This is a genomic window from Streptomyces sp. NPDC093568, from assembly GCF_044764945.1.
Classification (GTDB): domain Bacteria; phylum Actinomycetota; class Actinomycetes; order Streptomycetales; family Streptomycetaceae; genus Streptomyces.
Genome location: NZ_JBIWJD010000003.1, coordinates 56,298 through 79,824, shown reverse-complemented (window position 1 = coordinate 79,824; position 23,527 = coordinate 56,298). Strand labels below are relative to the sequence as shown.

Annotated in this window: 21 protein-coding genes; 6 read left to right on the top strand and 15 right to left on the bottom strand. The window is 72.2% G+C overall.

Features of this window, described 5'->3' with window-relative positions:
• Window positions 1–9 precede the first annotated feature (9 nt).
• From ACIRD7_RS14480 to ACIRD7_RS14455, 6 genes are all read right to left on the bottom strand, one after another.
• Window positions 10–1,548, bottom strand: coding sequence for a protein kinase (locus tag ACIRD7_RS14480; protein WP_403453150.1), 1,539 nt, complete (start codon window positions 1,546–1,548; stop codon window positions 10–12).
• On the bottom strand, window positions 1,545–2,339 hold the full coding sequence (locus tag ACIRD7_RS14475) for a serine/threonine protein kinase (RefSeq protein WP_403453149.1): 795 nt from the start codon (window positions 2,337–2,339) through the stop codon (window positions 1,545–1,547). Before ACIRD7_RS14475 ends, ACIRD7_RS14480 begins: the two co-directional genes overlap by 4 nt.
• A gap of 292 nt (window positions 2,340–2,631) precedes the next feature.
• Window positions 2,632–3,075, bottom strand: coding sequence for a hypothetical protein (locus tag ACIRD7_RS14470; protein ID WP_403453148.1), 444 nt, complete (start codon window positions 3,073–3,075; stop codon window positions 2,632–2,634).
• A gap of 29 nt (window positions 3,076–3,104) precedes the next feature.
• A complete protein-coding gene (locus ACIRD7_RS14465; protein ID WP_403453147.1) occupies window positions 3,105–3,563 on the bottom strand; it encodes an SRPBCC family protein in 459 nt (152 codons plus the stop codon).
• Between the two features lie 169 nt (window positions 3,564–3,732).
• Window positions 3,733–4,212, bottom strand: a complete 480-nt coding sequence (locus tag ACIRD7_RS14460; protein ID WP_403453146.1) for a potassium channel family protein — start codon at window positions 4,210–4,212, stop codon at window positions 3,733–3,735.
• Between the two features lie 91 nt (window positions 4,213–4,303).
• Window positions 4,304–5,020: a TioE family transcriptional regulator gene (locus ACIRD7_RS14455; RefSeq protein ID WP_403453145.1), complete on the bottom strand. Its 717-nt coding sequence runs from the start codon at window positions 5,018–5,020 to the stop codon at window positions 4,304–4,306.
• 68 nt (window positions 5,021–5,088) lie between these two features.
• Here ACIRD7_RS14455 and ACIRD7_RS14450 point away from each other — a divergent pair, with 68 nt between their 5' ends.
• Entirely contained in the window at window positions 5,089–6,327 is a 1,239-nt protein-coding gene (locus tag ACIRD7_RS14450) for an erythromycin esterase family protein (protein WP_403453144.1), read from the top strand.
• Between the two features lie 82 nt (window positions 6,328–6,409).
• On the opposite strand, the gene ACIRD7_RS14445 is transcribed toward ACIRD7_RS14450, so the two are convergent.
• Complete coding sequence (locus tag ACIRD7_RS14445) at window positions 6,410–7,648, bottom strand: NlpC/P60 family protein (RefSeq protein ID WP_403453143.1); 1,239 nt, start codon at window positions 7,646–7,648, stop codon at window positions 6,410–6,412.
• A 238-nt stretch (window positions 7,649–7,886) separates the two neighbouring features.
• Window positions 7,887–8,381, bottom strand: a complete 495-nt coding sequence (locus ACIRD7_RS14440; protein WP_403453142.1) for a PaaI family thioesterase — start codon at window positions 8,379–8,381, stop codon at window positions 7,887–7,889.
• An 89-nt stretch (window positions 8,382–8,470) separates the two neighbouring features.
• Here ACIRD7_RS14440 and ACIRD7_RS14435 point away from each other — a divergent pair, with 89 nt between their 5' ends.
• From ACIRD7_RS14435 to ACIRD7_RS14425, 3 genes are all read left to right on the top strand, one after another.
• Window positions 8,471–8,935, top strand: a complete 465-nt coding sequence (locus ACIRD7_RS14435; protein ID WP_403453141.1) for a winged helix-turn-helix transcriptional regulator — start codon at window positions 8,471–8,473, stop codon at window positions 8,933–8,935.
• Window positions 8,936–9,146: 211 nt separating this feature from the next.
• Window positions 9,147–9,986: a DUF1206 domain-containing protein gene (locus ACIRD7_RS14430; RefSeq protein ID WP_403453140.1), complete on the top strand. Its 840-nt coding sequence runs from the start codon at window positions 9,147–9,149 to the stop codon at window positions 9,984–9,986.
• Between the two features lie 28 nt (window positions 9,987–10,014).
• Complete coding sequence (locus ACIRD7_RS14425; RefSeq protein WP_403453139.1) at window positions 10,015–10,449, top strand: hypothetical protein; 435 nt, start codon at window positions 10,015–10,017, stop codon at window positions 10,447–10,449.
• A gap of 99 nt (window positions 10,450–10,548) precedes the next feature.
• Here the strand turns inward: ACIRD7_RS14425 and ACIRD7_RS14420 are convergent, their stop codons facing one another.
• Window positions 10,549–12,669 (bottom strand): SpoIIE family protein phosphatase, encoded by a 2,121-nt coding sequence (locus ACIRD7_RS14420; protein WP_403453138.1) that lies wholly within the window; start codon window positions 12,667–12,669, stop codon window positions 10,549–10,551.
• A gap of 264 nt (window positions 12,670–12,933) precedes the next feature.
• On the opposite strand from ACIRD7_RS14420, the gene ACIRD7_RS14415 reads away from it, so the two are divergent.
• Entirely contained in the window at window positions 12,934–14,013 is a 1,080-nt protein-coding gene (locus ACIRD7_RS14415) for a glutamate--cysteine ligase (protein WP_403453137.1), read from the top strand.
• A gap of 76 nt (window positions 14,014–14,089) precedes the next feature.
• On the opposite strand, the gene ACIRD7_RS14410 is transcribed toward ACIRD7_RS14415, so the two are convergent.
• The 3 genes from ACIRD7_RS14410 to ACIRD7_RS14400 all read right to left on the bottom strand — a co-directional run bounded on the left by ACIRD7_RS14410 (window position 14,090) and on the right by ACIRD7_RS14400 (window position 18,447).
• Window positions 14,090–16,276 carry an MMPL family transporter gene (locus ACIRD7_RS14410; protein ID WP_403453136.1) on the bottom strand — a complete coding sequence of 729 codons (2,187 nt, stop codon included), beginning with the start codon at window positions 16,274–16,276 and terminating at the stop codon, window positions 14,090–14,092.
• Between the two features lie 345 nt (window positions 16,277–16,621).
• Entirely contained in the window at window positions 16,622–17,290 is a 669-nt protein-coding gene (locus ACIRD7_RS14405) for a response regulator (protein WP_403453135.1), read from the bottom strand.
• Complete coding sequence (locus ACIRD7_RS14400) at window positions 17,287–18,447, bottom strand: sensor histidine kinase (protein WP_403453134.1); 1,161 nt, start codon at window positions 18,445–18,447, stop codon at window positions 17,287–17,289. Before ACIRD7_RS14400 ends, ACIRD7_RS14405 begins: the two co-directional genes overlap by 4 nt.
• Before the next feature lie 206 nt (window positions 18,448–18,653).
• Between ACIRD7_RS14400 and ACIRD7_RS14395 the strand changes: the two genes are divergently transcribed.
• Complete coding sequence (locus ACIRD7_RS14395; protein WP_403453133.1) at window positions 18,654–19,715, top strand: AraC family transcriptional regulator; 1,062 nt, start codon at window positions 18,654–18,656, stop codon at window positions 19,713–19,715.
• Between the two features lie 42 nt (window positions 19,716–19,757).
• Here ACIRD7_RS14395 and ACIRD7_RS14390 read toward each other — a convergent pair whose 3' ends face one another.
• Genes ACIRD7_RS14390 through ACIRD7_RS14380 form a run of 3 tightly spaced genes read right to left on the bottom strand, consistent with a single transcriptional unit; the run spans window position 19,758 to window position 23,403 of the window.
• Window positions 19,758–21,188, bottom strand: coding sequence for an aldehyde dehydrogenase family protein (locus ACIRD7_RS14390; RefSeq protein WP_403453132.1), 1,431 nt, complete (start codon window positions 21,186–21,188; stop codon window positions 19,758–19,760).
• Window positions 21,185–22,060, bottom strand: coding sequence for an SDR family NAD(P)-dependent oxidoreductase (locus ACIRD7_RS14385; RefSeq protein WP_403453131.1), 876 nt, complete (start codon window positions 22,058–22,060; stop codon window positions 21,185–21,187). The genes ACIRD7_RS14390 and ACIRD7_RS14385 overlap by 4 nt, the downstream gene beginning before the upstream one ends.
• A complete protein-coding gene (locus ACIRD7_RS14380) occupies window positions 22,057–23,403 on the bottom strand; it encodes a flavin-containing monooxygenase (RefSeq protein ID WP_403453130.1) in 1,347 nt (448 codons plus the stop codon). Before ACIRD7_RS14380 ends, ACIRD7_RS14385 begins: the two co-directional genes overlap by 4 nt.
• Between the last annotated feature and the right edge of the window lie 124 nt (window positions 23,404–23,527).

Genomic DNA, 23,527 nt, shown 5'->3' with positions numbered 1-23,527 from the left:
TCGCCCGCCTCACTTCTCGTAGTCGGCGAGGAAGCGGAGCACCTCGTCCACGTGCGGCCGTACCCGTTCGGGGACCCCGCGCTCCTTGATGACGGTGCGGTCGCTCGTGCGGTAGCCGGCCGCGATCAGCGCGGGGAGGTCCTCGGCGGGCAGATGGGCCTGCTTGAAGCGCTGGTCGAGCCAGCAGACGTACAGGCTCATCGTGTGGATCGCGTCCGGCGGCGACAGGTAGTCCTTGTCGCCGTCGCCGTCGCCGTCCACGGCCCAGGCCCGGAACACCGACGGCGTCCACATGGCGATGCCGTGCTCGTCGGTCGCCGGGCGCGCCGCTTTCGCGTCGAAGCCGCTCTCCGCCTTGATCAGGGCGGCGAGCAGGGCCGGCGTGACCTCCGCGTCGGTGCAGCGGTTGGCGGCGCTCACGATGACGGGGCGCAGCGCCTTGGGCACGTCGGAGTCCGCCGGGATCTCGCCGGGGGCCGCGATGGGCGTGCCGGTGACGCGGGGCGACGCGTCGCGCTCGGTGTCGTCGCCCCCCGCGCCGCCGCCGAGCAGCCCGTACCCGGTGACTGCGGCGACCACGGCACCGGCGGCCACCGCCGCGGCGACCGGCAGCAGCCGGGGCCGTCGGCGCCGCTTGGCGGAGAGCGTGTCGATCCGGGTGAGGAGGCTCGCGGCGGTGTGCGGGAGCCGGGTGGCGTGGTCCGGCGCCAGGCAGTCCCCGATGAGCCGGCGCCAGCCGTCGTCGAGTCCGGCGTCCAGACGCAGCGGTGCGGTGCCGCGGGCGTAGGCCTGGGCGGCGAGTGAGCGGGCGCGCGCGGTGGCGCCGGGGAACGGGTGGAGGCCGCCGGTGAGCACCTGGTGGGCGAGGACGCCGAAGGCCCAGATGTCGGCGGTCGGCCGCACCACCGTCCCGTCCTCGCCGGTGCGCTGGGACCACCATTCGGGCGGCAGGTGGTCGAGCGTGCCGAGCGGCGGCAAGTGGGCGTGGGTGCCGTCGAGTTCGGCGGCGAGGCCGAAGTCGGCGAGGCGGGCTTCGCCGTTCGCGTCCAGCAGCACGTTGGCGGGCTTGAGGTCGCCGTGCACCCAGCCGGCGCCGTGCATGTGGGCGAGTCCGGCCGCGGCGCCGCGCAGGATCCGTACCGCGTCCCGGACCGGCCGGCCGGTCTCGGCGGAGTCCAGCACCTGGCGCAGGCTGGCCTCGGCGCGGTCCATGACGAGGGCGATGGCGCCGTGCAGGGTGGGCAGGTCCGGCGCGTCGACGGTGCACACGGCACGGGTCCGTACGAGGTGGGGGTGGTCCGCCTCGGCGCTGAACCGCACCTCGCGGGCGACCAGTTCGCCGAGCGCGGTGCGCTGACCGGGGGCGAGGGCGTCCGTCGGCAGCACCTTGACCGCCGCCGTCGTACCGTCGGCGACCGCGCGGGCCTCGTACACCGTGCCCCAGCCGCCCGAGCCGATGACGGCGTCGAGTTCCCAGCCGTCGACGCGGAACCCCGCGGGCAGGCGCGGCGTCGTGAGGGCGCCTTCCTCGGCACCTGGAGCGGTCATGCGCCGGCCCTCTGCGGGACGGGCCGCTTGCGGGACGGCAGCAGGGCGAGGTGCTCCTCGCGCACCAGGCCGAAGCGGACGGCGAGGGAGGCGAGGCGGGCGCGCTTGGCGCCGGTGCGGCCGTTGCCGTCCGCGCCGGGCTCGTCGCCGACGTCCAGGCGCAGTTTCGCGAACGCCAGGTAGTCGATGTGGTAGTTGACGGCGGAACGGGTCAGTCCACGGCAGCTCTCCAGCGGGCGCAGCCGCTCCGCGATGTCGCCGGCGCCCGGCAGCGCGCTGTCCGACAGATCGCGCAGCCGCGGCTCGCACAGGGCCACCAGGACCAGGAAGTACTTGGCCGTCACGTCCAGGGCGTAGGGATGAACGGTCTGCTCACCGGCGTCGGGCGCGGACCGCTCGTCCAGATAGGCGTGCTGGGGAGCGAACACCTTGAAGTCGGCGGTTCCGCTCAGCGCGGGCAGGACCACCCGGGAGAACTCGAAGGGCACCGGCGCCCCGAGCCGTCCGGGCGCGACGGTGATGTACTCGCCGGCGCCCTCCAGGTTCTCGACGACATACGCGGTGTCGCGGCTGAAGTTCGACAGCCGCCAGTAGTCCTCGGCCGCCTCCAGCCGCCCCGCCCGCCGGGAGATCCCCGGGTCGGGCAGGATGATGGACACGCCGCGGCCGCCGGGCAGCCCGCGCCCGAAGTCGGCGACGTCGCCCGGTCCCATGTGCAACAGCTCCGGCCGGCCCGCGTCGACGGCATCCGGCCGTGACGGACCGGGCGGCTGGACGATGATCGTTTCCAAGCCGGATCTCCCCCGATGTGGTCGCCAGGATTCTACGGGCGGTTCCGGTTACCGCCGGCCCGGCGCGATGTCTCAACGCTTGTCACGACGCCCGGCGATGCCGGATGGTCAGTCCGGCCCGCACAGGGCGTTACCCAGAGCATCACCGGTCACGGCGGTCACCGCAACATCCTGCGCCGATTCCGCTGCCCTGGGACTATCCCTCCCCTGCTGACCTGGGGTTACGCGGGGTCCTGGGACGGGCGCCGGCGTTCGGTCCCGAACCGGAGCGGGACGGCAGCCGGCGCGAGGGTCAGATGTCCCGCACGCCGTCGACCGGATCCGGCGTTTCGACGGCAACTCCCTTGCCGATACGGCGATATGCGGCCCGCGCGTGCAGGACGCGGGCCAGCACCGTGCCCACCAGGGCGGCGGTGAGCAGACAGGCCAGCCAGAACGTGTCGCGGGTGTGGGCCCAGGTCAGTGTGCCCGCGGGCGGTATGGCGAAGCCGTTGAGGAACAGCCAGCACACGACGGCGATGCCGGGGGCGGCGCTGAAGCGTGCGCACAGGCCCAGTACGGCGGCCAGCACGGACAGCACGGCCAGGGCCGGCGCGGGCCGGCCCGTTCCCACAAGGGTGTTGACGAGTGCCACCAGCACCAGGGCACCGCCGAAGGCCCCGGCCCACACCAGCGGTGTGGGCACGGGCGTGGGGACGGGCCTGGATTCCCTCCCGAGGCACACCCACTCGATCACACCGGTACTTCCTTCCCGTGCCCCCCAGGTCAGCGCGAATCGATCGCCGCTTCGGCCGCCGCCTTGATCCGGGCGCCGAAGGCGTCGGCGTCCTTGCGGGCGGCGGCGAGCGCCAGGCCGACGAGGAGCTTGCCGAGCCCGTGTCCCTCCAGGACGTTGAAGATGCGGACCCGGGTCCGCCCGTCTGGCAGGGGCTGCAAATCGTAGCCGCCTTCACTGGCCGTGATGCTGTTCTTGGACACTTCGGCCCACCGCATCCGCACGGGTGCTTCGAGGTCGGTGATGCGGAACTCCCGGGCCGATTTCATCCCGGCGTCCTTCACCGTGCTGCGAAAGACCGTACCCACGGCGGTCGGAGCGTCCGGGACCCGCTCGATCCGGAGCACGCGGGGGCTGAACTGCGGGTCGTTGCGTCCGTCGGCGAGGTACTCGAACACCGCCTCGACGGGGCGATCGACCTCGACCGTCGCCTCGAACTGTCCTGACATGAGCACTCCTCATTCGCCCGAGCCACAGCGTGTCCGCGACTCTATGGCGCCGCCGGGCATCCCGCGAGGCGAATGACGCGACAGCCGGGCGGCTTCCGTCGGATGCTCATACGGACGCGTCCAAAGGGTCGGAGGGGGCTGGTCGGACGGGAGAAGGGCCGGAGCGCGGTCACGGCGCCCTGCGTCCGCCCTCCAGCATCTGCTCCAGGCGGTCGAACCGCTCGTGCACCGCGCCGGCCACCTCGGCGTACGTCTGCTCCACCGCCTGCTCCGCCTGGTGCACGCGGGGATGGCGCCGGTCGTCGTCCCGTCCCACGAACCAGGTGGCCAGAGCCGCGGTGACCATCCCGTACGCGGTGATCCCGACGACCATCACCACCACGGCGACCACCCGCCCCCAGAGCGTCACCGGATAGAAGTCGCCGTACCCGACCGTCGTCGCGGTCTCCACCGACCACCACAGCGCCCGGGGGTACGAGGTCAACCGCGCCCCCTGCGTACCGCGCTCGGCGACCACGACGAGCCAGGAACCCAGCAGCATCACGACCGCGAGGGCGATCGTCGCGACCCCGGCGGCCTGTACATGGAGCGAGCGCCCCCGACGTCCCACCAGCAGCTGGATCACCCGGGACAGGAAACCGGCAAACATACCGGGCATCCTGCGCCGCCTGGCCGGCGGACCTCGCGGCTACGCGCCGCGCGGAGACGAACGCCCACCCGAACAGCGGCGGTTCCCAACATCACCCGCAACGCCGGCGCAGGTAGGTCTCCAGCTCCGCGGCCCCGCTCAGCAGCGCGCGCCCGCGAGCGGAGAGCCGGCCCCGCCAGTCGGACAGCGCGGCCTCCAGCGGTTCGAGGCCGCCGGCCGCCCGTACCTGGTCGATCAGCGGGGCGATCTGTTCCAGCAGGTAGCCGCCCCGCCTGAGCTGGTGGGCGAGCCGGGCATCCCGCACGGCGGCCTCGTCGTAGACGCGGTATCCGGTCCGTGGGTCGCGGCGCGGGCGAACCAGCCCGGCGTGCTCCCATTTGCGCAGCGTCGCGGGCCGGATCCCGAGCCTGCCGGCCAGCGGCCCGATGAACGTGCCACCGGGCTCGGGCGCCGCGGTGGGCGCCAGGTCGCGCAGGGCGCTCTCGACGGCCTGAAGCGTCCGCCGGTCGTCGAGGAGTTGCGCGTGGCTCTCGTCGACGAGGCGGTACGCCTCGTCGTCCGCGCCCTCGTTCACGGCCCGCATGATCGCGGTCGCCGTCCGATGGCCGTGGCCGGGCACCAGGGCGAGAAAGGCGCGCAGGGCGAGCGCGTGCAGCGGGGTGTAGGTGCGGTAGCCGTGGGGTGTGCGACCGGCGGCCGGGAGGATGCCGGCCTCCTCGTAGTTCCTGACGGCCTGCGTGGACAGACCGTGCCCGCGTGCCAGGTCGACCGGCCTGAGCCGTTCACCGGTTTGAAGGTTTTGTCTCATCAGCCCGCCGATATCGCGGAAATCCGCACCCAAGTTTCAACCGAAGGTTCAACGATAGCGTTGAAGGCATGGCGACCGACATCAAGCACATCACCCATGCCGTCGAGGCTGCCGCCGTCCTCGGGCTGCTCCCGGCCCGGCCCAGGCTGCTCGCCCTCGGTGAGCCCACCCACGGCGAGGACATGCTGCTGGACCTGCGCAACGAGCTGTTCCGGCAGCTCGTCGAACAGGAGGGCTACCGCACGATCGCGATCGAGAGCGACTGCATGACGGGTCTGCTGGTGGACGACTACGTCACCTCGGGCACGGGCACGCTCGACGAGGTCATGGAGCGCGGGTTCAGCCACGGCTGGGGTGCCTCCGCGGCCAACCGCGAGCTGGTGCGGTGGATGCGCGAGTTCAACGTCCGCGCCCGCGCCGCCGGCCGGCCGGCGTCCGAGCGGCTCCGCTTCGCCGGTGTCGACGGCCCGTTGGAGATCACCGCCGCGGCGAGCCCCCGGCAGGCCCTCACCGCACTCCACGACTACCTCTCGGCCGAGGTGGACGCGGATCTGCTCCCCTGCACCCGGGCAACGCTGGACCGGCTGCTCGGTGCCGACGACCGGTGGACCGAACCCGCCGCGATGACGGACCCGGCGCGGTCCGTGGGACAGTCGGCCGAGGCCGGTCAACTGCGGCTGCTCGCCGACGATCTGGTCGCGCTGCTCGACGCCCAGAGGCCGCACCTGCTCACGGCGACCTCGCGGGACGACTGGGACCGGGCGCGCCTGTACGGGCGCACCGCGACCGGCCTGCTGCGCTACCACCGCTGGATGGCCGACACCTCGCCGGCCCGCATGACCCGGCTGGTGGGCGTGCGGGACCAGATGATGGCGGACAACCTCCTCGCCGTCGCGGCCCGGGGACCGGCACTGGTGCACGCCCACAACTCCCATCTCCAGCGGAGAGAAAGCACGATGCGGATGTGGGAGGGGTCAGTGGTGTGGTGGAGCGCCGGCGCGCTGGTGAACGCCCGGCTCGGGGCGGAGTACGCCTTCGTGGCCACGGCTCTCGGCACGATCCGGCACCAGGGGGTGGACACCCCGCCGCCGGACACCCTCGAAGGGCTCCTGTACGAACTCCCCGAGGACCACTGCGTCATCGACGCCCCACGCCTGGCCACCGCCCTGGGCACCACCCCGCCCGCGCCGCGGGTGTCCCCCTGGTTCGGCTACGCCCCGCTGGACCCGGGCCACCTGACGGCGATCGACGGCATCGTGTTCGTCAAGGACGTTCCGCGGCACCGGGGTTCGCCCTCACACGGCTGATGACCCTCTGCCGTAGCGAAGGGGCCTGGCTCCCGGAGCGGAAAGGGGCGCTCCAAGAGCCGGCCGGCCGGACTGCCGGCGGTCAGAACCAGTCGGTGCAGGCGATGGAGCCGCCCCGGCCGTTGGTGCCGCAGGCTCGCATGACGAGTCCGGCGTCGTTCCACTGGGTGGTGTGCGCGTCGTTGCCCGTCGTGATGGTGGTGTAGCCGAGCATCGGGGACCATGTCTCGCCCCCGTCGGCGCTGCGGTCGACCCAGATCTCGTCGCCGGGCGCGCCGCCGATGATGCGGCCCCAGGCGCACTGGGTGATGCTGCTGTAGCGCAGCTCGACGGTGCGGCCGAAGACGGTGGTCGACTTGGCCGTCCAGGCGCCCGCGGAGTTGGGCTCCGTCCCGTCGCCGCAGGAGGTGTTGTTCTCCGCGCCGGCCATGGTGCCGCCGATCTCCGGATAGTCAGCGCACGACGGCACGTCCCTGAGCACGGCCGGCCCCTGGAGGAAGAGGTTGCTGACCCAGCTGTGGTAGTCCGGCAGGAACGACCAGACGTTGTTCACCATGCCGTCCAGGGTGACCCGCTCGCCCACCCGCTGGCACAGCACCCGCACCCGCACGGAAATGCCGTTGCCGTTGGTGAAGTTGGTGTGGCTGCTCGTGTTCGAGTCCCGCCGCAGGTTGGGCTGGCCCCAGGTCTTGTGGGGGGCGCCGCGGCCGTCCCAGGACCAGACCATCGGCGCTACGGCGGCGTGCGGGCGGAACGCGCCCTGGTAGCGCTCCCAGCGGACAGCGATGCTGTTGACCTGGATCTTCATGCCCGACTGCGGTGCCTCGACCATCATGCCGTTGCCGAGGTAGAGCGCGACATGCGTCGGTCCGAAGCCCTCACGGCCGAAGTACATGATGTCGCCGGGCAGCAGGACGCCCGACCCCTGCGACTTCACGAACTTGGTGTGCGCGTATCCCGGCGCCGCGAAGGTCGCCTGGGTCGTGCGCTCGGTGATGAGGTCCTTGCCGGTCGCCTTGTACCAGGCCCAGCGCACCAGGCCGATGCAGTCGAAGCTCCACAGCAGCGGGTCCGCGGCCGATGCGGGGTCCGTGTCGTCGACCATGCCCTGACTCGGACCGGGCAGGCCCTGGGCGTGGCCGCCGCCCCAGGCGTACTGCAGACCGACGTACCGGCACGCGACCTCGACGGCCGCCTCCGCCGCGGCGCTCGCGCCCGACTGGAGGGGCGCACACGCCGGGGCCGCGGCCGCCGGAGTGGCCGAGACGGCCGGCAGACCGAGACCCGCCACCGCCACGAGCGCGGCCACGAGGAGCCGCAACCGGCGCCCCCATGACCGCTCTCCCCACCCCGTTCTTCCGGACCGCGCTCTTGCGGACCCACCTCTTCCGCCTCTTCGGATCCTGCGCACTGCGTTGATCACGGCACCCCCCTGGGCTCGGTGGTCTGCCGCGACCGTACGGACTTCCCCCGCCCACCGGTCCCTGTCATCTGTCAGGATGCGACCGTCCGCCCGCGGTGAGCCCGTCCGAAAGCACCCGGTGGTGCCGCCGTCGCCGTCAGCTCGGCGGAACCGGGAAGAGCATGCAGCTGCTGGTGGCGTGGGCGAGCAAGCGGTCCTCCGAGTCGAGGAGCTCGGCCTGCGCGAGGGCCGTGCGGCGGCCGTGGTTGAGGACGGTGCCGACGGCACGGACCTTGCCGGTGTCGACGGTGACCTGGCGCAGGAACTTCACGCTCAGGTCGAGCGAGGTGTATCCCATACCGGCCGGAAGCACCGACTGCACCGCGCAGCCCGCGGCCGAGTCGAGGAGGGTGGCGTAGACGCCTCCGTGGACGCTGCCGATGGGGTTGTAGTGCTCCTCCCCCGGCTCCAGGACGAAGACGGCGTGGCCGAACTCGACCTGCTCCAGGGTGAATCCGAGCGTCGCGGCGATGGGCGGGGCAGGCAGACGTCCGCTCAGCACACTGCGCAGGAAGTCGAGGCCGCTCCCCTGGCCGACGTCGGCCGCGGAGATGCTCGGATCCTGCCACTCGTACGTGCGTGACCTCGTCATGCGCCTCTTCCTCCCAGCTGGCTTCGACAATCGAAGTTAGCCGTGCGCGCAGCTGGCTGTCAATGGCGAAGCCAGCCTACGATGACGGTATGACCTGGCTGGAGACGAACACCGAGAACTGCACGGTGCAGCGCACCCTCGACCTGATCGGTGAGAAGTGGTCGCTGCTCGTGCTGCGGGACGCCATGAACGGCGTGCGCCGCTTCGACGACTTCCGCAGGCACGTGGGACTGTCCGAGGCGGTCCTGTCGGACCGGCTGCGCAAACTGGTCGCCGCCGGGGTCCTCGACACCGTCCCGTACCGCGAGCCGGGCCACCGCACTCGTCACGAGTACCGGCTGACGGCCAAGGGCTGGGATCTGTGGCCGGTGATGATCGCCCTGAAGCAGTGGGGCGACCGGTACACGGCGGACCCGGACGGGCCGCCCCTGGAGGTCCGGCACCGTGACTGCGGTGAGGCGGTTGAGACGGTCGTCGTCTGCGCGGGCGATCACGGGCCGCTCGCCCCGCGGCAGGCCTACACACGTCCTGGCGCCGCGGCGCACGCTCTGTGACCGCGCGACCGGGCAGGCACCGCGCTTCGCCGGGTGCCGATTGCGGTCGCCGGCCCGGGTGCGGTCCACCGGAATCCGGGTGCGGTCCACCGGCATGACGTAGACGACGCCGTGCATACGGCCGGGGAGCCGCTACGCATCGTCGCCGAGCCGGGAACCGGCCGCGTGTGTGGTCGCCGACCTGGGGCATCCGGATTGCCGGGAGGTCTACATGGACACGAGTGCGGTGGCACGTAGCGGTCGGTTCCGGGCCCGGCGGGCGGCGCGGGGCACGGTCATGGAGAAGGTGGCGCGGGTGGGCCTCGTCGCCTGGGGCACCATCTACCTGCTCGTAGGTGCCCTGGCGCTGCAGATCGCCTTCGGCGACACGAGCGCTCAGGCCGACCGCGGTGGCGCGCTGGCGGAGCTCTCGCACAAGCCGTTCGGCGCGGTGCTGCTGTGGGCGCTGGGCATCGGACTCGTCGGCATGGCCGTGTGGCGGCTGTCCGAGGCACTCTTCGGCTCCGCCGCGCCGGACGGTCACAGCGCGCGCAAGCGGCTGCTCGCTGCCGTTCTCTTCGCGTTCTACGTTTTCGTCGCCTACTCCGTGCTGTCGTTCGCGGCAACGCGGAACCAGAGCGGCGGCGGATCCAGCGACCAGCAGTCCCGGGACGCCACCGCCATGGCGCTGGACCTGCCCGCCGGCCGGTGGCTGGTCGGCGCGGCCGGGATCGCCGTCGTCGTGGTCGGCGGCTGGATCGGCGTGCGGGCGGTCCGGCGCAAGTACCACGACCAGCTCAGGCTCGGGCGGATGAGCCGGCGCGAGCGGCTCCTGGTGGATGTCGTCGGGGTGTCCGGCGGCGTCGCCCGCGGGCTGGTCTTCGCCACCGTCGGCGTCTTCGCCGTCCGCGCGGCCATCGAGTACGAGCCCGACCGGGCCAAGGGGCTCGATGACACCCTGCGCACCTTCGCCGACACCCCGCTCGGTCCCCTGCTCCTGGCCTGCGTCGCCGCCGGGCTCGTGCTGTTCGGTGTGTTCTCTTTCGCAATGGCTCGCTGGCAACGGGTCTGAACCGCGTCATGCGGGAAACCCGAGGGGGATGAACGACTCCGAGATTCCATATGGCGACGGCCGGCCCGTGGACGTGTACCTGGACCTTCTCCGCTTGCAGATGGACGCGGAGGACTACCGGCGACTGCTTCGCGCGGTGGCACCTGTGCTGAAGGCGATCGAAGAGGAACGCCTCTCCAGCGTCGACCTCACGATCGGTACAGGGTCGGACGACGAGCTGCCACGAGAGGTCCGTGACGAGGCCGCCCTGGTCATCGCCACGGCGGTGACCGGCCGGCTGGACAACGAACTGGTCGAGATCGACGTCGACGAGGCCGACCCGGTCAGGATCGTCACGGACGCGCACACCGCTTCCGACCCCGTCCGACTCGGCGAAATCGCCGACTACGTCAAGGAACGGCACAAGGAGAACCAGGAGCTGCGCGGCATCGCCGAGGCGAGTGGGCTGCCGACGGACTTCTGAGCGACAGGCAGATGTTGCGGGTGGAACGGTTGGCCACGGAGTTGGCCCGGTCGTTCCACCCGTACTCCTGCTTCGTGAGGTACAGGTAGGTGATGCGGCTCAGGGGCGGTCCTCGCATCGCAGCACGAGGAGAGCGACATCGTCCGCGCGCTGCGCGGCGGTGGCGGACTTGCTCAGCAGGGTGTCGATGAGGCGATCCAGATCCCCGTCGTCGGCCTCGGCGAGGTGGTGGGCGAGGTCGGTGATGGAGTCCTCCAGGTCGGTGCCCGGTGACTCGACGAGGCCGTCGGTGTAGAGGGCGAGCAGCATCCCCTCGGTGAGCGGGATCTCGGCCACGGGGAATGCCGCGTCGGGGTCGATGCCCAGGAGCGGGCCGGGCGGGACGACGACGGGCCGGGTGTCACCGTCGGGGAGGCGCAGCAGGGGCGGCGGGTGCCCGGCGCTTGCGAGGCTCACGCGGGCGCGGGTGAAGTCGAGGTGTGCGTAGAGGCAGCTGGTGAACAGGTCGGGGCCGAGGTCGGTGAGGAGCCGGTTGGTCCGGTGGAGGACCTGGTCGGGCGGCGTGCCGAGGGTCGCGTGGGCGTGCACACCGGTACGCACCTGGCCCATCAGAGCGGCGGCGGCGACGTTGTGGCCCTGGACGTCGCCGATGACGGCCGCGGCGGCGGTGTCGCCGAGACGGATCAGGTCGTAGAAGTCCCCGCCGATCTCCATGCCCCGGGTGGCGGGCAGATAGCGGGCGGCGACCCGCAGGCCGGTGAGCGCGGGCAGGCCGCGCGGGAGCAGCGCCTGCTGGAGCCCGTGGGCGAGTTCGTGCTTGGTGTCGTACAGGCGGGCGCGGTCGAACGCCTGGGCGATGAGTCCGGCGAGTGACGTCATGACGGCGCGTTCCTGGGCCGGGAACTCGTGCGGCTTCTCGTACGACAGGATGCAGACGCCGACGGGTCGGCTGGAGACGATCAGCGGCAGGAAGGCCCAGGCCTTCTTCCCACTGACCTGGGGTGCCTCGGGGTAGGTGCGCCGCATCTCCTCGGGGTCGGCGAAGAAGGCGGGGATGCCGCTGCTGAGGGCCTGTCCGGCGGGGGTGAAGGTGGTGTCGAGGGGCAGGCCGTCCAGGCGGCTGATGGTGTCGGCGGAGTAGCCGCGGTGTCCGGTGATCCGCAGCCGGCCGGCGTCGGCGGTGGACAGGACCAGGCCCTGGGCGCCGAAGGCGGGCATGATCTGGTCGGCGACCAGGTCGACGACGTCCTGGACCCCCACGACCTCGGTCAGGCCGGCGGCCAGATGGGTGAGCTGGTACAGGCGGCCGGCGCGGGCCGGTGTGGTGGTGCTCGTGGAGCGGCGGGGCGCCGGTGCGGGCGGCGGGGGGTCGCCGCTGGGGACGATACGGGCGCTGATGCCGCTGGAGTCCGGGTAGAGGTGAATCTCCAGCCACTGGTCCGGGGGGCGGCACACGGTGAACGAGACGGGCTCCCGGCTGATCACCGCGGCGCGGTACCGGTCCTCGTAGGTGGGGTCGTCGAGCCAGCGCACGGACTGCCAGGGCAGGGTGCCCAGCAGCTGACCGGCCGTACGGCCCAGCAGTTCGCAGGCGCCGGAGCTCAGATAGGTGAAGCGTCCCTCCAGGTCCAGGGCGCAGCTGCCGCCGGGCAGCCGCTCGACGAAGTCGGCGACGGCCGGCTGCGGGCCGGCCGCCTGGCGGCCGGTTCCGGCGGAGACGGTCCGTGGCTGTTCGCGGCGGGCGGCGCCACCGCCCTGCTCGGCGGTCTCCTCCAGCAGCCGGGCGAGCCGCCGGCAACCGGAGTTGATGTTGCCCCGCTCCCGCTGGGTCATGTACGGCGGTCGCGTGGCCGGCCACATCAGCAGCAGGGCGCCCCACGGCCGCACGCCGGTCACCGGCGCGGCCACCAGCGCCAACGGGTACGGCAGGGCCATCGCGGTGCGCGGGTAGGAGCGGACCATCTCGTCCTGGCTGCCGACCCACACCATGCGGTCCTCGCGGACGGCGTCGGCCACGGGTGCCGGCGAGGCCAGCGGGACCCTCGCCCACGGGTCGGCGAAATCGACCGGGACCCCGCAGAGCACGTCCAGACACAGCAGGTCCGCGTCCGGCGCGCGCAGGTACAGCGCGCCGATGGAGGCGCCGGTCCGGCGCACCGTCTCGGCGAACGCCGCATCCAGTGCGTCGGTGCCGAGGGCCGGTTCTTCCGTTGCGGTCATGCCAACTGCTCCCCTCGGGCGGCGGAACGGCGACGCCGCGCACACCCGAGTTCACACATTTCGGGACGTTACGCCTCCGAGGTACGGTCGGCATGCGCGGCCCGTGCCTGCGGCGGGATCGCGGAAAACGGGGCCGCGGAATCTGTTTCTCCCGCGGTGATTGAGGCACTCGGTTCACCGGTGAGCGCGCACCCGTCGGGGGTGACCGGATGATCACCGCGTGGGATCGGAACTCCGGCGACGGGGCGGAACAGAAGGCGGCCGATGACGACGATCGGTGTGGAAGAGGAGTACCTGTTGCTCGACCCGGCCACGGGACTGCCCGTGCCGCTGGCCGAGAAGGTGCGCGCCGCGGCGGGGCTCGCGCCCTTCGTGGCCGATGAGGAGGTGCAGAGCGAGCTGCTCCAGGCGCAGGTCGAGGTGGCCACCCCGGTGTGCGAATCGCTGGAGGAGGTCAGGGGCCATCTCATGCGCCTGCGGCAAGCCGTCGGAACGGCGGCCGAACGGCACGGGTGCAGGCTCGCGCCCTGCGGGACGTCCCCGCTGCGGCACAGCCGCCCTGTGGCCGTCACCGACAAGGCCCGCTACCGCGCCATGCGCTCGCAGGCACCGCAGCTGGTGGCGGAGCAACTGGTCAACGGCATGCACGTCCATGTGGCGGTGCCCAGCCGCGAGGAGGGCCTGCAGCTGATGAACCGCCTGCGGGTCTGGCTGCCGACGCTCACGGCGATGTCGGCGAACTCCCCTCTCTGGGACGGCCACGACACCGGATTCGCCAGCTGGCGCACGGTCGTCTTCGGGCGTTGGCCGGTCAGCGGCATGCCCCCGCACTTCCACGACGTGGCCGACTACGACCGGCGCGTGCAGCGGCTGCTGAAAAGCGGGCTGATCTCGGACATCGGGCAGCTGTACTGGCTGGCCCGGCTCTCGGCTCCGTACCCCACCGTCGAAGTGCGGTGTCTGGACGTCCAGTTGCGCGTGGACGACGCGGTGAAGCTCGCGGGCGTCGTCCGAGCCCTCGTCCGGACGGAACTCGACGCCGTGTCCGCCGGCGCCCCCGTCCCCGAATGCGCCCCCGAGCTGCTGCGGGCGAGCCTGTGGCACGCCGCCCGGCACGGTCTGGGCGACACCCTCGTCGACCTGGACGGCAACACCCGTCCGGCCGGCGAGGTGCTGCACGACCTCCTGGTCCACATCACTCCCGCCCTCGCCGACTCGGGCGACACCCGGGAGGTCACGTCCCTGATCGACCAACTCCTTCAGGACGGAACCGGCGCGGACCGACAACGCACGGCCCTCACCGAGGGCGGCCTGCGGGCGGTGGCCGACCTCATCAGCACGTAGGGGGGCGGTTGCGCGCGGCTCTCGACCGGGACTCAGGCCGAGAGCTGTGCGCGGTGCCCTTCGCCGCGTGAGATTGTCAGCTTTCCGCGGGACGTTCGAGCGCCACCTTGGGCAGCCGCCGGGCGAGCGGGGCGGGCAGCCACCACGCCCACCTGCCCATCAGCTGCATGAGGGCCGGGACGATCAGGCAGCGGATGACGACGGCGTCCATCAGGATCGCCACCGCGAGGCCGAGGCCGAACTGCTGGAGCATCCGGTCGGCACTGAGCATGAAGGCGCCGAACACCACGATCATGATGGCCCCCGCCGCCGTGATCACCTTTCCGGTGGAGGCCAGTCCTTCGCGTACGGCCACGGAGTGGTCCTTCGTACGCTCCCACTCCTCATGGATCCGCGAGACCAGGAACACCTCGTAGTCCATGGAGAGTCCGAACACGATCGCGAAGATCAGCACGGGGAGGAAGGCTTCCACCGGGCCGGGCTGCACCCCGAACAAGCCGTGCTGGAACACGAGCGTCATGGCGCCGAGCGCGGCGGTGATCGACAGCAGGTTGAGCAGGGCCGCCTTCACGGGGATCAGGATCGACCGGAAGACCAGCATCAGCAGCAGGGACGACAGGCCGACCACGACGGCGACGAAGAGGGGCAGCCGGCTGGAGACCGTGTCCGCGAAGTCCTGGGAGGCGGCGGTGGCTCCGCCGACGAGGATCTCGGCGCCGGTGTCGCGCTCCGCCTTCGGGGCCACGTCGTCGCGCAGACGGTGCAGGAGGTCGGTGGTGCCCTCGTCCTGCGGTGCCGTCTTCGGGTAGACGATCACGGTGGACAGGGCGTCGTCCTCGGAGGGCATCGCGGGGCTCACCGCCGCCACGCCCTCGGTCCTGGCCAACTCCGACTGCACGGCCTTGCCCGCTGCTTCGCCTCCCTGTGTCACGACCACCAGCGGGCCGTTGAAGCCCCGGCCGAAGCCTTCGGCGAGCAGGTCGTACGCCTGCCTGGAGGTGGTTGTTTTCGGGTCGTTGCCGGCGTCGGCGAAGCCCAGGCGCATGCCGAGCGCCGGTGCGGACAGGGCCAGCAGGGCCAGGACGGCGACCAGCAGAGACTGCAGCGGGCGGCGCTGCACGGCCGCTGCCAGCGCCCGCCAGCGGCGGCCCTCGGTCCTGCCCTTGGCCTCGGTCCTGGCCGCGTGCCCCAGCACATGGCGCTGGATGCGCCTGCCGAAGAGCGCCAGCAGAGCGGGCAGCAGGACCAGCGAGGCGGCCATGGTGGTCAGCACGGTCAGTGCCAGGGCGAGGGCCACGCCCTGCAGCGAGCCGAGGCCGAGCGCGACCAGGCCGAGGAGGGCGATGATCACGGTGCAGCCGGCGAAGAAGACCGTGCGGGCCGCGGCGTCCAGGGCCTTGCGGCCGGCCGCGGCCGGGTCGGCGCCCTGGGTGAGCTCGTGCCGGTAGCGGTAGAAGATCAGCAGGGCGTAGTCGACGCCTACGCCCAGGCCGACGAGCATCGTGATGGGCGGCGTGAAGTCGGCGATGGTGAAGACGTGCGAGGCGAGCACGATCAGGCCGAGGGCGGAGCCGACCGCGAAGAGGGCGGTGAGCAGCGGCACGGCGGCCGCCACCAGGGAGCCGAAGAGCAGCCCGAGGATGACCAGGGCGGCCCCGATGCCGGCCAGTTCGGCGGTCGGGCTCCCCTTCTCCTCGGCGCCCCGCACGGCCTCGCCGCCGACCTCGACCCGCAGGCCGTCCGCCTCGGCGCTCCTGGCGGTGTCGATGATCGCGGTGACGTCCTCCTTCGGCATGGCCTCGGCCTTGGCGTCGAGGGTGACGGTGGCGTAAGCGATCGTGCCGTCCTCGGAGACGGCGGCGGCATCGGCGTACGGGCTGCGCACCTCGGCGACGCCCGGCAGCCGTTCGACCTCGGCCAGCGTCTTCTCGACGACCGCCTTGGCGGCGTCGATGCCCTGACTGTCCTTCAGGACGATGTCGACGCTGTCCCCGGCCTGGGCGGAGCCGTGCTTCGTGAACAGGTCGGTGGCCGCCTGGGAATCGGTGCCCGGCAGGGAGAAGTCGTTCTTGTACGCGGAGCCGGCGGCCTGCGATCCCAGCGTGACCGCGACCAGCACGGCCACCCAGATCAGCAGGGCGGCCCAGCGGCGGCGCTGCGCCCAGCCGGCCAGGGATCCGAACCGGCCCCCGCTCGGCCGGTCCGGGCGGCCCGGCGCTGCGGGCGGTGCAAGAGGCGCGGCTGTGCCGCGGGTGGAGGACATGGGTGACTCCTCGGATTCAGGGTGAGTGGCCTGGCGTGACGAACGCGCCCACCACGGCGCCGCAGAGCGCGGGCAGGCCGATCGCCAGGACGGCGAACACGACATCGACCTCCACGGCCAGCGCGCCGGCGGCCGAGACCAGCAGAATTCCGGCGGCGGCCCCGACGAGCGCGCCGACGATCGCGGCCGCGGCCCGCCCCGGGGAAGAGGGGTGCGTTCATGGCCACGATCGTGCCTGCGCGAGGGGCGCCGAATCGTCCGTCTCCGGCCGACACCCGTCGTACGCCAGGGGATGTACGCCGCCGCCGTGCGCTACCCCAGCAGTCGCGAGGAGACCGCCGTGTACTAGTCCGCCAGCCAGCCCGGGCTGACCAGGCCGGACTCGTACGCCAGCACCACGACCTGCGACCTGTCCCGCGCCCCCAGCTTCGCCATGATCCGGCTGACGTGCGTCTTCGCCGTCGACGGTGCCAGCACCAGGCGCACCGCGATCTCGTCGTTCGTGAGCCCCGCCGCGACCAGCCGCATGACCTCACGCTCCCGTTCGGTGAGGGCGTCGAGCCGGGCATCCGGCCCGGGGCCCTTCACCCGGCCCGCGAACTCGGCGATGAGCCGCCGGGTGACCGACGGGCTGATCAGTGCGTCACCGCGGGCGGCGACCCGCACCGCCTGCAGCAGTTCCTCCGGGTCCGTGTCCTTCACCAGAAAGCCCGTCGCCCCGGCGCGCAGTGCCCCGTACACGTAGTCGTCCAGATCGAAGGTCGTCAGGATGACCACCTTCACCGACGCCAGCCGCTCGTCCGCGGCGATCGCCCGGGAGGCTTCCAGGCCGTCCATCCCCGGCATCCGGATGTCCATCAGGACCACGTCCGGCTCGAGTTCGCGGCAGGCCGAGATCGCGGCCTGCCCCTCCGCGGCCTCGCCCACCACCTCGATGTCGTCCTCGTCCGCGAGGATCGACCGGAACCCGGCCCGCACCAGCCTCTGGTCGTCCGCCAGCAGGACCCTGATCATCGGTCGCTCTCCTCCATCGGTTGTCCAGTGGCCCCGTACGGCAGCCGGGCCCGCACCGCGAATCCGCCCTCGGGCCGCGCACCCGCGGCCAGCTCGCCGCCCAGTGTCCGCGCCCGCTCGGTCATGCCGGCGATCCCGCTGCCGTCACCGGCCAGTACCGGGCCGGCCGCCGCGCCCCGGCCGTCGTCCTCGACGCTCAGGGCCAGCTCCTCGTCTCCGAAGTGGAGCCGGACGGAGACCCGCCCGGCTCCGCCGTGCTTGGCGGCGTTGGTCAGTGACTCCTGCACGATCCGGTAGGCGGCCAGGTCGACCGGGGCGGGCAGCGGGCGTTCCGCGCCGGTGCGTTCGATCCGCACCGTGAGCCCCGCCGGTTTCGCAGAAGCCGCCAGCTCCTCCACCCGGGCCAGTCCCGGCGCCGGTGCCGTGGGCGCTTCCTCGTCGACCCGGCGCAGCACCCCGAGGGTGGCCCGGAGTTCCCGCAGGGTCTCCCGGCTGCCCGCTTTGATCGCGCCGAGCGCCTCCTCGGCCTGCGCGGGATCCTTGTTCAGCCGATGCAGCGCCGCACCGGCCTGCACGTTGATCATCGAGACGTTGTGTCCGATCACGTCGTGCAGCTCGCGGGCGATCCGCAGCCGCTCCTCGGTGGCCCGCAGCCGGGCCTCCTCCTCGGCGTAGGCCGCCCGGCCGTGCCGCACCGTGCCGAGAGCCACGACGGCGACCAGCCAGCCGGCGAGCATGAACACCGCTGTGCCGCCGATGTCGCTGCTGCCCGCGAAGGTGCCCGCGGACATGCCGATCACCATGGCCGCCGCGATAGCGACGGCGGCCTGCAGCCGGCCATGGGCCGCGATGGCGTACAGCGCCACGATCGGCACCACGACCAGCGGACCGTCCGTCTCGCTCAACAGGTGGTAGCCGCCCGTGGCCAAGGCCGTGAACCAGCCCACCGCCACCGGGTACCGGCGCCGCAACAGCAGGGCCGCGCACACCGCGGCGATCAGCAGCCAGGACACGACGAGCGAAGGCGTCGAGCCCCCCGCGCTCCGCAGCAGCTGCACCTCCGCGACCGCGACCAACGCGAACGTCCCGAGGGCCAGTGCGGCGTCGGCTCGGGCGCCACGGAGCAGCTGGAAACGGAGCTGGTCGAAAGGGGGCACGCAGCCATTCTGCCCGCGATGCCGATCCACGGACGCCGGAGCCATCGGCGACGTGGGCCGCGAGCCCCAAGTCGGGAGGCACGGTGACCGGTACGACGTCCTGAGGTGAGGCCGGTGCCCGCCCGGAGAGGCTCCCGGGCGGGGGGCCTCGGACAGGACCCTTCTACTGTGGGCACAGCGAGCAAAGCCCGGTCACGAGGAACGCCATGTCCGACAGCCCCGCCCCGGCACAGTCGCCGGGGACCAGCCGCAGCACTTCGGCGACCATCGCGCCGAACATCCTGCGCTGCCTGACGCCCGTCACCGACGGGTACGGCGTCGACCTCCGGCCCGAGCTGAGCCGGGTCGGGCTGGACGAGGCGATGATGGGCTCGGCGGCGCTGCGGGTCTCCTACCGCCAGGGCAGTGCCGTCATCCGGCGTGCGCTGGAGCTCACCGGCGACGCTCACCTGGGCCTGCGGGTCGGTGCCGCGCAGCATCTGACCTCCTGGGGTCTCCTGGGGTTCGCCCAGATGGCCGCGGAGACCATCCGGGAGGCCATCGAGACGGGCGTGCGCTTCCAGAACCTGTCCGGGGCGATGGTCGTCTGGTCGGCCGGCCAGGAGGAAGCCGGCTATGTGCTGCGGGCCGCGCTGCCCGACCCCGCCCTCGATCCGGCGGTCGCGGTCTTCCTGGCGGAGGAGGCGTTCGCCAGCGTCGTCGCCCTCACACGGCTGAGCTCCGGGGACGAATTCGCCCCCCAGAGCGTCGAGTTCGCCTTTCCCGCCCCGCGCGACACCGGACCGTTCACCGAGCTGTTCCGGTGCCCGGTACGGTTCGACGCCGCCGAGAACCGCCTGGTGTTCCCCACGGCATGGGCCGGGCGGCCGATGCCGGGCCGCGACCGGGTCACCTACACCGGTGTCGTGGAGCTGCTGGCGGAGCAGGTGGCGTCGAGGCGCGATCAGCAGGAGCTGCTGGAGGTGCTGGAGATCTCGATCGCGCAGAGCCTGCCCGACGTTCCGTCCTTCGTCGAGCAGGCCCGACGGCACGCCTCCAGTGAGCGCACGCTGCGCCGTCGGCTGGCCGAGTGCGGCACGACGTACGAGGCGGTCGTCGACGGAGTGCGCCGCGAGCGGGTCGAGCAGCTGCTGCGCCGGCCCGAGCTGACCCTGCGGGACATCGCCCGCCAGGCGGGTTTCTCCGACGTGCGGGCACTGCGGCGGGCGGTGCATCGCTGGCACGGGGTGACCCCGGCGCGGCTGCGCGAGGAGGGCATGGAGCAGTGACGGGAGTGCCCCCGCGCATTAGCCGGCCACTGGGTCACCGGGTCAACGCGTGCGTATCCAGATGGTCTTCTCCCTGGTCCACTGTGCGAAGGCGTCGGTGGACTTCTCCGCGCCGCCGAACCCTGATTGCTTCCAGCCGCCGAAGGGCGTGGTGATGTCGCCTTCGCTGTAGGCGTTGACGGAGACCACCCCGGCTTCGATGCCCCGCGCGAGCCGGAGCGCGGCGTCGAGGTCACGGGTCCACACCGAGGCGGCGAGCCCGTATTCGGTGCCGTTCGCCAACCTCAGCGCCTCGTCCTCGGAGGCGAACGTCTGGACGGTGACGACCGGGCCGAACAGTTCCTTGGTGAGTACGTCGCTGCCCGCCGGGACCCGGCTGATCACGGTGGGCGGGTAGTAGGCGCCGCGCGCCGGCAGACCGTGCGGCAGCCCGCCGGTGTGGATGTGGGCTCCGGCGGAGCGGGCGCCGTCCACCGCCGCCGCGACCCGGTCGAAGGCGGTACGGCTGATGAGCGGCCCCACCTGGGTGCGGGCGTCGGCGGGGTCGCCTATGGTGAGGCTCTTCGCGGCCCGGGTGAACCGGTCCAACACCTCCTCGGCGATGCTGTGGTGGACCAGGACGCGGGAGCCGGCGGTGCAGTTCTGCCCCATGGTCAGGAACGCGGCCTCGATCATGTTGTCGATCAGTTCGTCGCCGTACTCGAGCGCGTCCGGCATCAGAACCTGAGGGCTCTTGCCGCCCATCTCCAAGGAGACCCGCTTGAAGTTGGTCTCCGCCGCGGCCGCCAGGATGCGGCGTCCCGTACCCGTGGATCCGGTGAACGACAGTGCGCGCACGAGGGGGTTGCGGGCGAGCGCCGTACCGGTGACGGTGCCGTGGCCGGGCAGCACGGTGAGCACACCGTCCGGCAGGCCCGCCTCGGCCGCCAGCGCGGCCATGTGCAGGGTGGAGCGAGGGGTGGCCTCGGCGGGCTTGAGCAGCAGGGAGTTGCCCGTGGCGAGCGCGGGCCCGACCTTCCAGGCGGCCATCGCCAGCGGATAGTTCCAGGGCAGGATCGCGGCGGCCACCCCGACCGGTTCGCGGCTCACCAGGCCCAGGCTCTCGTGACCGGTGGGGGCGACGCGGCCGAAGACCTTGTCGGCCGCCTCCGCGAACCAGCGGATCGACTCGATCGCGGCGGGCACGTCGCCGGTACGGCACTCCGTGATCGGCTTGCCCGCGTCCTCGCAGTCCAGCCGGGCCAGCAACTCGGCGTCGCGCTCCATGAGACCGGCGAGGCGCAGCAGCACAGCGGCCCGCTCCCGCGGGGACCGGCCGGCCCAGACGCCGCTCTCGAAGACCTTGTGCGCCCGCTCGGCGGCCAGCGCGACGTCTTGTTCGCTCGCCGCGGTGACGGTCGTGATCAGCTCGCCCGTCGCGGGGTTGACGACGTCGAGCGTCTCCTCGTAAGCGGTGAGGTGCGCCCCGCTCATGCTTCCTCCACCAGTTCCCACCGGCCGCCGACCTGACGGGCCAGTCCCCTGCGGCGCAGGTCCTCCAGATAGCGGGCCATGCCTCGCTCACCCCGTTTGCGGAACAGCGGGAAGAGCCGGGGCAGCAGGTTCGGCGCCAGCAGCGCACACCGCACCAGCCGTGACTCACCGGGCCTGACGTAGGCCTCCAGGCGCGGTCTGTCCAGCAGGCTCACAGCCGCTCTGACGACATCGGACGGCTGCTGCGGCGCGTCCTGGAACTGCATGGAGTTCCCGCCCTCGACGGCTTCCTGACGGAGCATCCGGGTGTCGGTCGCCGACGGCAGCACCGAACCCGCCTGTATGCCCTTGCCCCGCAGATCCAGCCCGATGGCGAGCATCGCGCCCCGCAGCCCGAACTTCGAGGCGGTGTAGACGGGGGTCTCGCCCAGCGGAAAGATCCCGCCGAGGGACACGGTCGTGATCACCCGGGGGTCGCCGGAGGCCCGCAGCAGCGGGATGGCGAGCCGGGTGGTGACCAGTGGGGAGACCAGGTTGAGGTCGATCTCCAGCTCGATGCTCTCGACGCTGCGCGCGTCGAACCGTTCGGAGCTGGTCATGCCCACGTTGTTCACGAGGACGTCGATCCGGCCGTGGGTGGCCGCGACGCCGTCGAGCATCCGCTCCACCCCGGCGCGGTCCAGCAGGTCGCAGCCGAGCCCCACGTGCCCGCTCCCCGGCAGCTCGCTGGCGGTCCGCCTGGCCCGCGCTTCGTCGATGTCGACCACGACGAGCCGGGCACCGCCTGCGGCGAAACGGTGGCACAGGGCGCTGCCGATGCCTCCTGCGCCGCCGGTCACCAGGATGACCTTGTCACGGAAGTCGTACGTCATGACGCCACCGCCTCCTGTCGCGGCGACGTCGCCCGAGGCGGCAGGCCCGCGGTACGCCAGCCCATCCCTTCGGCGACCTTGCCGAGGTACTTCACGAAGGCCTCGCTGTGGACGTAGCCGGTGTGGCGCGGCGAGTCGACGAACTTCAGTCCGCCGGACAGATCGGGCCGGTCGGCGCGGATCATGCGGGCGAACCGCTCGGCCGTCGGCAGCCCGGCCTGCGTGTCCCGGATGAAGGAAGCGATCAACTGGGCCTGCCCGTCGAAGAGTTGGTAGGCACCGGAGTTGGTCTCCACGAACCCGACACCGAACAGGCCCTCGTGCTCGCGGGAGAACGAGGACAGGTAGAGGTCGGGGTGCTGCTCGTCGCCGAAGTACTTCTGCGCGACGGGGACTTTGTGGACGTATCCCGTGGCCAGCAGGATCAGATCGAAGTCGTCGCTGGTGCCGTCGGTGAAGTGCACCGTCCGGCCCTCGGTGCGCGCGATGCCGGGCTTGGCCGTGATGTCCCCGTGCTGGAGGTGGTGGATCAGCAGCGAGTTGAGGGCGGGGTGGGTCTCGAACAGCTTGTGGTCGGGCTTTTGCAGGCCGAGCCTGCGCGGGTCGCCGTTGAGGAGCCGCAGCAGCCCGCCGAACAGCTTCTGCTGCGCCCACATCGGCAGGTGGGGTCCGCCCGCGGCGATGGTGTCCACGGGCCGGCCGAACAGATGCTTCGGTATGAACCAGTAACCGCGGCGCATGCTGATCGCCGCGTGATCGGCGGCCCGCGCCGCGTCGCAGGCGATGTCCAGCCCGGAGTTCCCCGCGCCCACCACCAGCACCCGCTTGCCCCGCAGTTCGGCGCTGCTGCGGTAGGTGACCGTGTGGCGGACCTCGCCGGTGAAGTCGCCGGGCAGGTCGGGGAGGTTGGGGTGCCACTGCGCCCCCGTACACACCACGACCTGCCGGTGCATGCTGGCCCGGCCGTCGGCCCGGGTGACCGTCCAGGTGCCGTCCGGGTTCTTCGCCACGCCGCGGACCTCGGTGCCGAACTCGATCCGGTCCCGCAGTCCGTACGCCTCGGCGAACGACGTCAGGTAGGACAGGATCTGCCGGTGCGGCGGGTAGTCGGCGAAGTGGTCCGGCATCGGATAGCCACCGAAGCCGGAGAGCGTCTTGCTGGAGATGAAGTGGGCCGACTCGTACATCGGACTGCCCGGGTTGTCGATGTCCCACAGCCCGCCCGGTCCGGTGTGGCGCTCGATGTGCGTGTACGGCAGGCCGCGCTCGGCCAGCGCCCTCGCGACCGCCAGGCCCGCGGGTCCGGCACCGATCACACAGGTGTCGTACTGGTTCTCACTCACCAGTCCGCCTCCTTTCTGGGATGTCTCAGATGTTGTTTGCCGGGAACCTATGCACCCGGCGACCAGCGGGAACTGACCCCTGCGGCCACAGAGGGGACCGCAGCGGCCAGCGGCGGGCCGCTGA